The 12,244-nt window shown below is 60.4% G+C and carries 9 protein-coding genes; 8 read left to right on the top strand and 1 reads right to left on the bottom strand.

The features are described 5' to 3' along the window. Positions 1–212: 212 nt before the first annotated feature. From OPC11_RS16385 to OPC11_RS16375, 3 genes are all read left to right on the top strand, one after another. On the top strand, positions 213–2,369 hold the full coding sequence (locus OPC11_RS16385; protein ID WP_264782616.1) for an ABC transporter ATP-binding protein: 2,157 nt from the start codon (positions 213–215) through the stop codon (positions 2,367–2,369). Between the two features lie 85 nt (positions 2,370–2,454). Next, the gene (locus OPC11_RS16380) at positions 2,455–2,634 is read left to right on the top strand and encodes a hypothetical protein (protein ID WP_007981467.1); all 180 of its coding nucleotides are present in this window, start codon (positions 2,455–2,457) and stop codon (positions 2,632–2,634) included. A 113-nt stretch (positions 2,635–2,747) separates the two neighbouring features. Then, positions 2,748–4,922 (top strand): acetate--CoA ligase family protein, encoded by a 2,175-nt coding sequence (locus OPC11_RS16375; RefSeq protein WP_264782615.1) that lies wholly within the window; start codon positions 2,748–2,750, stop codon positions 4,920–4,922. A 95-nt stretch (positions 4,923–5,017) separates the two neighbouring features. Here OPC11_RS16375 and OPC11_RS16370 read toward each other — a convergent pair whose 3' ends face one another. Further along, positions 5,018–5,221, bottom strand: a complete 204-nt coding sequence (locus OPC11_RS16370) for a hypothetical protein (RefSeq protein ID WP_232423911.1) — start codon at positions 5,219–5,221, stop codon at positions 5,018–5,020. Between the two features lie 6 nt (positions 5,222–5,227). Between OPC11_RS16370 and OPC11_RS16365 the strand changes: the two genes are divergently transcribed. The 5 genes from OPC11_RS16365 to OPC11_RS16345 all read left to right on the top strand — a co-directional run bounded on the left by OPC11_RS16365 (position 5,228) and on the right by OPC11_RS16345 (position 11,849). Next, the gene (locus OPC11_RS16365; RefSeq protein WP_264782614.1) at positions 5,228–5,734 is read left to right on the top strand and encodes a helix-turn-helix domain-containing protein; all 507 of its coding nucleotides are present in this window, start codon (positions 5,228–5,230) and stop codon (positions 5,732–5,734) included. 294 nt (positions 5,735–6,028) lie between these two features. Further along, on the top strand, positions 6,029–7,849 hold the full coding sequence (locus OPC11_RS16360; RefSeq protein ID WP_264782613.1) for an ABC transporter substrate-binding protein: 1,821 nt from the start codon (positions 6,029–6,031) through the stop codon (positions 7,847–7,849). 6 nt (positions 7,850–7,855) lie between these two features. After that, entirely contained in the window at positions 7,856–8,839 is a 984-nt protein-coding gene (locus OPC11_RS16355) for an ABC transporter permease (RefSeq protein WP_264782612.1), read from the top strand. After that, positions 8,839–9,759, top strand: a complete 921-nt coding sequence (locus OPC11_RS16350; protein WP_007981480.1) for an ABC transporter permease — start codon at positions 8,839–8,841, stop codon at positions 9,757–9,759. Before OPC11_RS16355 ends, OPC11_RS16350 begins: the two co-directional genes overlap by 1 nt. Continuing rightward, entirely contained in the window at positions 9,756–11,849 is a 2,094-nt protein-coding gene (locus tag OPC11_RS16345) for an ABC transporter ATP-binding protein (protein ID WP_264782611.1), read from the top strand. The genes OPC11_RS16350 and OPC11_RS16345 overlap by 4 nt, the downstream gene beginning before the upstream one ends. Positions 11,850–12,244: the final 395 nt, after the last annotated feature.

The raw sequence follows: 12,244 nt of genomic DNA, 5'->3' as shown, positions 1-12,244 counted from the left end.
CGCGCCCTGTTTGATCTCGGTAGCGTTGACGGAATGCGGCAATATGGGGACTCGTGTTGGGGATGTATCACAAACGGAGATTTATAACCAATAACCGGAATATTCCGTCACAGAATGGTCTGGCTTGACCGTAGGATCCGGTGCACACTCGGAAATATGGAGTGGCGTGGAACCACAGTTGTGTTCTGGATGTTTCTCACAGGTGGACGTGAATGACACTCCTCGATGTCAAAGACCTCGTGGTGCGGTACGATACGGGTGACGGACCAATCCACAGCGTCAACGGTGTCTCATTCACGATCGAGGACGGTGTCAACTACGCGCTCTCAGGGGAGTCAGCATCGGGCAAATCGACGACTGCGAAGGCGATTCTTGGCCTGTTACCGAACCATGCGGTGATAGAGTCGGGGACAATAGAATTCGAGGGTCGAGATTTACGGACAATGACGCCAGGGGAGCGACAAGACCTTCTCTGGGAGGAAATCGCCTTCATCCCACAGACTGCCATCGACGCGCTCGACCCGATGATGACCGTCGGTGGACAGATACGGCAGGCCGTTCAGATCCACAGGACGGTTTCCGAAGAGCGCGCCAGCCGACGCACTCGCGAGTTGTTCGAAACCGTCGGACTCAACCCCGGACGGACCGAGGACTACCCCCATCAGTTCTCGGACGGGATGCGCCAACGGGTTGTCATCGCGATGGCGCTCGCACTCGACCCGAAACTCATCATCGCGGACGAGCCGACAACGGGGCTAGACGTCGTCGTCCAGGATGAGATAATCGACAACATCCTCCAAATTCAGGAAGAAACGGACAGTTCGCTACTGTTGATCACCCACGACCTCAGTGTCATTGCGGAGACTTGCGACGAGATGTCGATGCTGTATGGTGGGACGGTCATGGAGCAGGGCCGCATCGACAACCTCCTTCTCAACCCGTCGCATCCGTACACGATGGGGCTCAGAAACGCGTATCCGGCCCTTGACGTCGAACACGATGGGGACCTCGTCTCGGTCCCGGGAGAGCCACCGAATCTGGATTCGAAACCGACCGGGTGTGTCTTCGAGCCGCGGTGTCCGTTCGCCACCGACACGTGTTCCGAGACAGTTCCGGACCTCGAGAAACTCCCGTACCGAAACCACTGGATCGCGTGTCATCACGTGGAACAATCGAATCGGATGCGGTCCGAGGCCGAGGACTCCTCGACGTGGGGTGGTGCCGTGGAAGGGTCACGCACGCCGGACGGCAAAGTGTTACTCGAAGTCGAGGGGCTTCGCAAGTGGTACGAGTGCGGGGACTCGTTGCTGGGACGCCTGCCGTTCGAGAGTATCGAACCCTCCATCACGGGACTCACGGGCAATATCCGCGAGTGGTACGACCGACGTGGCGAGGTGATCAAAGAGATGTTTGGGCAGGAGGAGTCCCACGTCCGCGCGGTCGACGGCGTCTCGTTGAGCGTCGCGCGCGGCGAAATCCTCGGCGTCGTCGGCGAGTCGGGGTGTGGCAAGTCGACGCTCGGAGAGACGCTTGCACTCTTGGAGGATCCCACGGTGGACCAGTTCATGTTCGACGGTCACTCACACGACTACTACCAGGAGAACCTCCAGTCGTTCCGGCGGAAGTTACAGATAATTTTTCAGAATCCGTACGAATCACTGAATCCCCGGTTGACGGTCGAACAGCTCGTCAAAGAACCGCTGACTATCCACGAGTATCGACTCGACGAACGTGAGACGGTTGTCGAGGAGACACTCGAAAAGGTGGGACTGGCACCGGCCGGACGGTATCTGGACATGTACCCGAACGAACTCTCGGGGGGCGAGCGCCAGCGCGTGGCAATTGCACAGGCGCTGGTGCTCGAGCCCAAACTGCTCATCTGTGACGAACCCGCCTCGATGCTCGACGTCTCGCTGCAGGCAGAGGTGCTCAATCTCCTTCGTGGGCTAGCCAACACCGAGGGTATCGGTGTGCTGTACATTTCTCACGACCTCACCAGTCTCTCGAAGATCGCCGATCGAATGGCGATCATGTACCTCGGCAAGTTCGTCGAACGCGGACGAACAGAACGAATCGTGAGCGACCCACAACACCCCTACACAGAGGCCCTGCTCGAAGCGGTCCCGGAGACGGACCCGAAAGGGAACCGCGAGCGCATAACTCTCGACAGGAAGCCGGCGCTCCCCTCACGGGCGACCACTGGCTGTCGGTTCGCCCCGCGCTGTCCGAAATCGACCGACCGCTGCTGGGATCAAGAGCTCGGTTTGACCGAGTGGACAGGTGACCATCACTCAGCAGCGTGTTTCCACCCGGCAAACGACGAGTCAGACGAACCGAACCGGGTCGACCAGGATATCGGCAGCGATTGAGCTCCCCTCGGGTTTTTCTAGCAGGCTACATGCCTGTCCGTATGGTCAACGTTCATTCCTGTACTGTCCGAGCGACGACCCCGGGATGCTGGAAAAGGCCATCGAGACATCCACCGAGACGGTCGTGGATTTCGGCTTCGACGGCAAACTCGCCGTCCATCCCAACCAGACCCCCGTAATCAACGAAGCCTACACCCCGAGCCCGGACGAGATAGACTGGGCCGAGAGGATTCTCGACCGCACAGCGGCCACGGGGATTCGGTGACACCTCACCCAGAGAATCGCGGTGTGATCGTGGAGTGGTACTTATAGGGTGAAGATAATCGACCCCCATCGGGGACAGGTTCACGCGGGTGCTGGAGGAACCGACTCAGTGCCATGACGACAATCGGAACCGAAAGCACAGAGTCACGAACGACGCCGGAACTGGGATCGCTGTTTGATCCCGACTCCGTCGCGGTCGTCGGCGCGAGCCCGGAATCGTTCTACTCGGGCAACCTCGTCGACAACCTCCTCAACTACGGCTTCGATGGGACCCTTTACCCCGTCAATCCGAACCGGGAAGAAGCCTGGAACCGCCCGTGTTTCGACACCATCGAAGACGTGCCGGAGACCGTCGACCTCGTCGTCGTGAGTGTCCCGCGCGAGTACGTCGTCGATGTCGTCCGTGCTGCAGGCGAGCGAGGTGTCCCTATCGCGCTCGTCCTCACGGCGGGATTCGCCGAGGCGGACGAGACGGGCTCCGAACTGGAACGGGACCTCGCCGCGACGGCTGCCGAGGTCGAAATCCGGGTGGTCGGGCCGAATTGTATCGGCGTGATGGCCGCCCGGGGTGCGACGCTCACCTCGACGTGTTCACGCAAACCTGGGCCGGGTGGAATCGGTCTCGTCAGCCAGTCAGGGGCACTGGCGTTCACGACGTTCTTCGAGCGGGCGACTGACCAGGACCTGCACTTCAGTCACATCGTCTCCACTGGGAACGAGACCGACCTGACGCTCACGGATTACGTCGCATATCTCGCCGAACAGGAGAGCGTTGACGTCATCTGCACGTACGTCGAGGGAATCGACGACCCGGAACGGTTCATGCGGGTCGCCGAAGCTGCAGTCCGCAACGGCACACCTGTCCTGACGGTGAAGATCGGCCAGTCCGACCTTGCGGAGGAAGCCACACTCTCGCACACGGGATCGCTCACCGGCGATGACGACGCCTGGGCGACGGCCTTCGACCAGGCGGGGGTCCAGCGTGTCCCTGACATCCCCGACCTCCTCGGCCGTGCGAACGCGCATACCGCCTACGACGCCCCGGACGGTGCCCGCGTCTGTATCGCCTCGACCAGCGGTGGTCTCGCGAGCCTGCTCGCCGACATGGCTGCTGAGCGTGGCCTCGCCCTCCCTGACATCGATGGGGAGACCGAACGTGTGCTACTGGAGATGGACGAACTCCTGACCTATGGCGAACTACACAATCCCGCTGACATTCGGGGGTACGGTGCCGATTCGATTCCCGAGATCGCCGATGCACTCTTCGCTGACGACAATTTCGACGCGTACGTCTTCGCCATCGGTCTCTCGGGGGTCAATGACCGCGCAGCCGACATCGCCGCCGATCTGAAAGATATCACCGACCGGGCCGAGGATCCGGTGTACGTGCTCTGGACTGGACGCAAGGAACCCGATGACCCGACCGAGACGCTACCCTACGCTCGGCTGCGCCAGTCGGTGCCGGTCTATGAGGACCCGAGTCGGTGTCTCGACGCCGTTGCGTCGACGTGTGACTTCGCTGCCGACCGCGACCGTCTCGCCGACCGGCCGCCACGGCACTTGCTATCTACCACTCACAGTGAAAGCGGTTCGAGGAATCACGATACCGACGTACTCAAGCGCGACCTGCCGCGAGGACGGGTCCTCACGTGGACGGAGGCCGAGTCGCTGCTCTCCGCGTTCGACGTCCCGACGGTCGAGACTCGACTGGCCACCGACGCTGACGAGGCAGCCGCTAGCGTGGCGTCGATACCTGGACCCGCCGTCCTCAAAATCGACTCGCCGGAACTCCCACACAGGACCGACGCCGGTGCCGTCATGCTCGGTGTCGACTCCCCCATGGATGCACGCGAGGCCTATGACGACGTGGTTTCGGCAGCACAGTCCCACGTTGACGATAGCGACATCGAAGGCGTGCTGGTTCAGCCCATGGTCGACGACGGTGTCGAAACGATGGTGGGGGTTGCCCCCGGGGACGTGTTCGACTCACTCGTCACCGTCGGCGCCGGTGGTGTCCTCGTGGAAGCACTGGACGATAGCGCGACACTGGTCCCGCCGTTCTCGCGATCGGACGCACGGCGAGCGGTCAAAGAGACGGTCCTTGAGGACCTGCTCATCGACCGACGAGATGGTGACTCTCTGCCGGTCGATCGGGTCGTCGACCTGCTCGTGAACGTCGGGGGCCTAGCTCACTCCGTGGACGGCGTCGTCGAACTCGACTTGAACCCTGTCGTCGTCACTGAAGACGGCCCCATCGCCGTCGACGCACTCGTTCGCACTGGTGAGTGAGCTGACACAGCCAGAGGCGAATCTTAACTAAGTGACCAACGTTTTATATAGTACACTCAAAGGGAGTGTACATCTGACCAGGGTGATTCAAGATTCTACGCATCGAGTTCCAGACCACCCCGTCCGGCGTCATCGACGACTTCAGGACGCTGGTCCCTGACGTTCGCCGAATCGAATTTGAGAACGCCTTCTACGCCGACGAAGGCGACTGGATCGAGTCGCTTCTGGTCACGACTGATAGTGAGCGTGACCTGGAAGCGGCGATTGAATCGCTCTCCCGGGCAGAACTGTTCCACCACGAAAAGGTGTCGACGGACTCCTCCGAACAGCCGACGTACCGGTTGACTATCGTCGCTCACGAGCCATACCCGTTCATCCTTGGTGTAATTCTACGAGAGAAGGGTGTGCCGAACCGGCTGAAACTGCACGGAGACCACCTCGACGGGGTCGTCACGGTGGATGTATGGGAAGACTTCCGGCGGCTGGCGGACCGAATTCAGGAGCAGTTCAGTCGGTTCGAACTCCTGAGCGTGAATCAGGTAGAGACGACAGGCGAACCGCTCGGAAGCGGACAGCTCGGCCGCGTCCTCCGGAATGAACTTTCGCAGCAACAGTTGACCGTCCTCAGGGCTGCCCACTCTATGGGCTATTTTGACGTGCCACGACAGGCGTCGGCGGACGACATTGCAGAGGAACTGGACATCGCCCAGTCGACGCTCAGCGAACGTCTCCGGTTCGCCGAGAAGCAACTCTTCGACCTCGTCTTCTCCACCGAAGAAGAGTCGTCGAACGCTGAGTCAGACGACAAATAATCGGCTGGACCCTGCCTGAAGCGCACTCCCTCCGAATACACATGTAAATTTACTAATCTAACAATATATATTTCCGATTATCATTCATGCTGTGGTCGCGGGTCGGGTGAATCCGGTGTGTACGGGTGTGTATATAAAAAATGATGATGATTGGCCGGCATCGGGAGTAGATTCACGCCAGTAAGTGGGAAAGGATGGCATGCAATGACGCAGGGAAAACAATTCGAGATTGAGACAGGTTCTGTTTCTCGGCGCAGATTCATCCGGATCGCAGGCACAGCTGGAATCGCTGGATTGGCCGGGTGCCAGAGCAAAAACAACAGCGACGGTAGCGGTGGCGATGGTCGCACCATCAAGACCAAGTTCTGGGAGGAGTGGCCAGTCGAGACAAAGGGGAAATCGGTCAACGACAAAGCCGTCAAGTTCGAGTACAACGCGGTCGAGGGGCAGCCGGTGTCCGCCGTGGATATACACTTCGCGCAGTCGGAGACGCCGTGGATGCGCGAGCACGCGTTGATGATCAAGGATTCGTTCAACTCGCTCGGTGTCCCGACGAACCTCGTCAACGTCCAGCCGAGCACCCGGTACGGCGAGTACTGGCGTGCCGACATCGGACACCCGACGCCCGTCGTTATGAATCTCCACGGGCCGGACCCACAGCGGGGACTCGACCCGAATCCGTTCCTGATGCGCGCCCATCCTGAGACGGGAGGGAACTACTACAACTACAAGAACGACGAGATTACCGAACTGCTGGACGAACAGGCTGCGACGATTGGCGATGTGGAAAAACGCGCCGAGCTCTGTAAGAAGATCCAGAAGAAACTCAGCAAGGACGCGTACGTTATCGCCTCGAACTTCCCCGACGTGATCACGGTGGCCAACACCGCCGACTGGAAGGGATACGTTCCGACGCCGGGGAACGGGACGACACGTGACTCGTTCATCTGGACGCAAGTGAACCTCCAGCCCCAGGGCAACTCGACTACGTGGGTCAAAGGCGTTCTCACCGGAATGCAAGGAACAAATCTGCCCTGGTCGACCGGGGGAATGGAGGAGAAGCGTCTGTTGAACGTCTACGACGGCCTCTACGACGCGTCCCCACAACTGGAGATCGTCCCAGGTCTCGCGACCAAGCACGAGGTCGTAGACGAGACTACCGTCGAGATGGACCTCCGTGAAGGCGTTACCTGGCACGATGGCAAATCGTTCAGTCCCGAGGACGTGAAGTTCAGCGTCGAGAAATACAAGCAGCACACGGCACCCCAGCAGGGACCGTTCTACCGGACCATCGACAGCGTGGAAGTCGTGTCGAACAGCGGCGGCGGCCGCGTCCGGTTCAATCTCACCGAACCCGACGCATCTTTCCTCACTCAACGCGCCGTCCGCAGCGCCATCATCCCGAAACACCGCTGGAAGGATATCGACAGCCCTGGCCAGCACAACCCGAAGAACCCCATCGGGACCGGCCCATTCAAGTTCGTCAACTGGGAGCAAGGAACCGAGTTCAGGCTCGAGAAGCACGAGGACCACTGGCTCTGGGACGACGACATCCGCAAGGAGATGCTCGGCAAGCACTTCGTCCCCGGTGACGGTATCGACAAACTGGTTGAGACCAATGTTGGGAACATCTCGACCCTCATCGGCGCGATGCAATCCGGCGATATCGACGCTATCGGGACGACCGTCTCGAACCAGCAAGCCGACCGCGCGGCCAAGGCCAACGGGGTCGAGAAGCAGATCGCTAAGAACTACGTTCCGACGGACGTTCACCTCAACCACATCGTCCCGCTATTCCGGGACAAAACGTTCCGCGTGGCGCTCAGCCACGCGGTCGACAAGGAAGGATTCGTCGAGAATGTGCTCGGCGGGCGGGGTACCGCCATCGAGGGGCAGCGTCTGATTACGAGCCTGTTGACGCCCTTCGCTGCCGAGACGGACCCGTACAAGTACAACGTCGGCAAGGCCAAGACGATGCTCCAGAAGGCGGGATACACGTTCGAAGGCGAGGACACCCTCGTCTGGCCGGAGGGTGATGCCTGGGACGCCTTTGCCAAGCGTGTTGAGCACGGTCACGCCACCCACACAGGGCTCGACCAGCCCGACTTCTCCTGATCATCCATGAGTTTTCGAAGATTCCTCATCAAACGGACCGCGATCGCGGCGATACTAACCCTGGTGTCGGTCAGTATCATCTTCGCGACGCTTCGGCTCCTTCCGAGCGACCCGTTCAGCGGTCTGGTCGCTTCCGGCTCGCTAACGGCGGATCAGGTCACGAAGCTGCGCGCGATGTACGGCCTCGACGAACCGATATACGTGCAGTACCTGAAGTACGTCAGGAACCTGTTCACGTTCCAGTTCGGGGTCTCTCTCACGCAGCAACGGCCGGTCGGAACCATCGTCGTCCCCGCACTGGTCAACACGCTCGTCCTGCTGTTGCCGGCGCTCGTCGTCACGGCGATCGTCAGTTCCATCGCTGGCATGTACGCCGGCTGGAACCGTGGGTCGTGGTTCGAACAGTGGTCTATCGTGACGACCACGTTCTTCCGCGCGACCCCGATTTTCGTCACCGGTATCTTCCTGCTCATCATTTTCTCGTACGGACTGAACTGGCTGCCCGCCTTCGGGATGCGCAGCCCGATGGCGAACCCACAGGGCTACGCAGAAACGTTCCTCTCCGTCGACTTCCTGAAACACTACATCCTCCCCTTCACGGCGTCGGTGCTGTTTTTCAGCGGCGACTTCTTGATGCTGGCCCGCAACTCTATCGTCGAGAGAAAGGGTTCCGAGTTCCTCAAGCTCCATCGTGCTAAGGGGCTCTCGGAGCGAGAGCAGCTCGCCCGTGCCGGTCGCAACTCTCTGCTTCCGCTGGTGACCTACTTCGCTCTCCGGACGGGGATGATCTTCCAGGGTGTCATCACCCTGGAAGTGGTCTTCGCGTGGCCGGGTATCGGTCGCGCACTCGTCCAGGCGATACTCAACCAGGACTATCCGACCGTCCAAGCGGCCGTGTTCATCATGGCGCTGGCGGTTATCGTGATGAATCTCACTGCCGACTTAGCGTACGCGAAACTTGACCCGACCATCGAAGCAGGTGATGTCTGATGTCTGGATATTCGCTCGACGCCGATACCCTGAGAGACCGTCTCCGTACCGAGCTCGACCGTTCCTACCACCTCATGAGTGTTATCTGGCAGGACACCGCCGCGAAGGTCGGACTCATCATCCTCATGGTCTTCGTGTTCATGGGACTGTTCGGCCCACACATCGCCCCGCACCATCCGATCGAGGACACGCTCCGCCAGGATTACTCGATTATGAAACTGCAGAGCCCGAACTCGAAGGCGCTCTTCGGGACGACGGCCTTCGGCAAGGACGTCCTGAGTCAGTTTCTGGCTGGTGCCCGGCCAACGCTCATCATGGGATTCTTCGGTGGCGTCGGGACCGGCGTGTTGGGCTTCCTCGTCGGACTCACGAGCGGCTACTTCGGTGGCCGGGTCGACGAGGGCCTGATGCGGCTGACCGACCTCACCTTCGCGCTCCCGCTGCTACCAATGGCGCTGGTGATACTGTCGTTCGTGACGCCGAATGTCTGGCTCATCACCGCTATCCTCGTGATCTTCCTCTGGAAAATGCCTGCGCGAGTCATCCGTTCAGAGGTGATGACAGTCAAAGAGCGAACGTTCGTGAAGTCGGCCCGGGCGAGAGGGGCGGGCCACCTCCGCACGATGTTCCTACACGTTGCACCGAACGTACTGGGCATCGGGTTCCTGTACACGGCGTACGCAGTCGGGTGGTCCATCGTGGTCGGGGCGTCGCTCGCGTTCCTCGGTTTCGGCGACCCGACGACGACCTCGTGGGGGCGAATGCTCCAGCAGGTGTTCCGCTCGGGCGCGATCCGGGTCGCCTGGTGGTGGGTTCTCCCGCCAGCGTTCGGTATCGCTGCAGTGACTACCGCGGTCTTCCTCGTCGGCCGTGCGCTTGAGGAGATCGTCAACCCCGAACTCAAGACTGAACAAGAATGAGTCTACTCGAAGTCAACGACCTCAAGATCACGTACCAGACCCCAGACAGCGAAGTCCACGCCGTTAACAACGCCTCCTTCTCCATCGAGGAGGGAGATAACTATGGCCTCGTTGGCGAGTCCGGCTCCGGGAAGTCGACTCTCGCGAAGGCCGTTCTTGGACTGCTCGACGACAACGGTGCGGTCCGATCTGGGAGTGTCACGTTCAAAGGCCGCGACCTCGTCGGCCTGTCCGAAGAGGAGTGGCGGGACGTCCGCTGGGAGGAAATCGCCTACATTCCCCAGAGTGCGATGGACTCGCTCGACCCGGTGATGGATGTCGGTGCACAGATACGCCAGGCGATTCGCAAGCACAAGAACATATCGAAGGCCAAAGCCAACGAACGAGTGGCAGAAGTCTTCGAGATCGTCGGCCTCGACCCGGCTCGGACGAGCGAGTATCCTCACGAGTTCTCCGGTGGCATGCGCCAGCGCGTCACAATCGCGATGGCGCTCGCACTCGACCCAGACCTCATCATTGCGGACGAGCCAACGACCGGGCTGGACGTCATCGTCCAGGACAAGATCGTCCACAAGCTCATGGAGATTCAAGAGGAGATCGACAGTTCACTACTGTTGATCACCCACGAGGTCGGCGTCGTCGCGGAAACCTGTGACGAGGTGTCAGTGCTGTACGGCGGGAAGGTAATGGAGCAGGGAGACACGTTCGACGTCTTCCACGACCCCCGGAATCCGTACACAATGGGGCTAAAGAACGCCTTCCCGGAGGTCGACGAGTTCGATGAACAGGCGATATCCATCCCGGGTTCGCTTCCGGACCTCACCGAGGAACCGACGGGGTGTGTCTTCCGTAACCGGTGTCCGTTCGCGACCGAGCAGTGTGAGAGCGAGCACCCGCCCCTCGTCGGAAGCGGCGAACAGGTGTCCGCTTGTTACTACGCCGACAAGGCGGACGAGATGCAAGAGCAGGCGAGTGATCCCGAAACGTGGGGCATCGACGTGCCCGAAGAATCCGAGTCGCGTGACCTGGGCGAGGTTATCGTCGAGACCGACGGTCTGGAGAAGTGGTTCGAGCAGTCACAGCCCATCATCGAGGACCTTCTCGGCGAGGAACCGGATTACGTCAAAGCCGTCAACGGCGTCGACCTCGATGTCCGTGAGAGCGAGATTGTGGGAGTCGCCGGCGAGTCCGGCTGCGGGAAATCGACACTTGCCGAAGTAATCTCAGCGCTCCAGTCGCAGTCTGGTGGGGATATCCTCATCGACGGGGACCCGGTTGACGACCTGCTGGAGGAGGATGCCCAGGAGTTCCGCTCGCAGGTCCAGTTCATCTTTCAGGACCCGTTCGACTCGTTGAACCCCAGACAGCGGGTGCGGGCCGCGGTCAGCGAACCACTGAAGATTCAAGGACACACCCCCGACGAGATCGATCGGAGAGTCCGCCAGACGCTCGCAGACGTGGGGCTCAATCCCCCCGAGAAGTACCTCGACCAGCACCCCGACCAGCTCTCGGGGGGCGAGCGCCAACGTGTAGCAATTGCACAGGCGCTGGTGCTTGAGCCCAAACTGCTCATCTGTGACGAACCCGCCTCGATGCTCGACGTCTCGTTGAAGGCGAACATCCTCAACATCCTGCGCGAGATGGCCGACGAGCGAAACATCGGCATCGTCTACATCTCCCACGACTTGGCGAGCCTCTCGCAGATCACCGACCGGCTGACGGTGATGTACCTCGGCGAAATCGTCGAGATGGGTACCACTGACGAGGTCGTCGAGAACCCCAGGCACCCGTACGCGGCGTCTCTCCTTTCAGCGTCACCGAAGGCCGACCCGCAGATCGACCGTCAACGGGTGTTGCTCCCAGGTGAACCGCCGAACCCGATCGAGCTTCCGGGTGGCTGTAACTTCGCCCCCCGCTGTCCGAAAGCCACCGAGGAGTGTCGACAAGAAGACCCCGCCCGTTCGACGTTCGAGGACGGGGAGCACGAGGCGGCGTGTCACTTCCCCGTCGAAAACATCGAAAGCGAACTGCTGGCCCACTATGCACGCGAACGCGAGCGACGCGAGCGTGAGTCCGCCAAGGAGGCGTAGACGATACCCGCGTCGCCCGCGTTCGAATCACGGAACAGCGCGAGCAACCATCCGGTAGTCCATCGGTGGCGGTGCGAAGCTGAATCCACCGGTGGTCTCACGGCGAACCATTCACGGAGACTACACATGTCGATACTCACAGCTGTCGGAGAGGAACTGCACTCGAACAAGCCGCTCACGGTCGGGTACGATCTCGCGACGACCTACGACGAGCAGTTAGTCGTCCTGCACGGAAGGCAGCCATGTGTTTGCAGTCGACGTTACAGCGGACGATCGTACATAAACTTCTGATCGAATATCACGGGGCGATTTCTCAAAAAATATTTGAATGATGGTTCAGGGCGCTCATTCAAGCAGCGGAGCTATTGTTATTGACGATGAATATGGCACGAGGT

This window comes from Haladaptatus sp. T7 (assembly GCF_026008575.1).
Lineage (GTDB): Archaea > Halobacteriota > Halobacteria > Halobacteriales > Haladaptataceae > Haladaptatus > Haladaptatus paucihalophilus.
The sequence above is the reverse complement of the archived record's forward strand: the minus strand, read 5'-3'. Positions and strand labels throughout refer to the sequence as shown.

Excerpts from the sequence above, each read along its gene's own strand:
- OPC11_RS16385 (WP_264782616.1), top strand. The coding sequence starts at position 213 with ATGACACTCCTCGATGTCAAAGACCTCGTGGTGCGGTACGATACGGGT.
- OPC11_RS16380 (WP_007981467.1), top strand. The coding sequence starts at position 2,455 with ATGCTGGAAAAGGCCATCGAGACATCCACCGAGACGGTCGTGGATTTC.
- OPC11_RS16375 (WP_264782615.1), top strand. The coding sequence starts at position 2,748 with ATGACGACAATCGGAACCGAAAGCACAGAGTCACGAACGACGCCGGAA.
- OPC11_RS16355 (WP_264782612.1), top strand. The coding sequence starts at position 7,856 with ATGAGTTTTCGAAGATTCCTCATCAAACGGACCGCGATCGCGGCGATA.
- OPC11_RS16350 (WP_007981480.1), top strand. The coding sequence starts at position 8,839 with ATGTCTGGATATTCGCTCGACGCCGATACCCTGAGAGACCGTCTCCGT.
- OPC11_RS16345 (WP_264782611.1), top strand. The coding sequence starts at position 9,756 with ATGAGTCTACTCGAAGTCAACGACCTCAAGATCACGTACCAGACCCCA.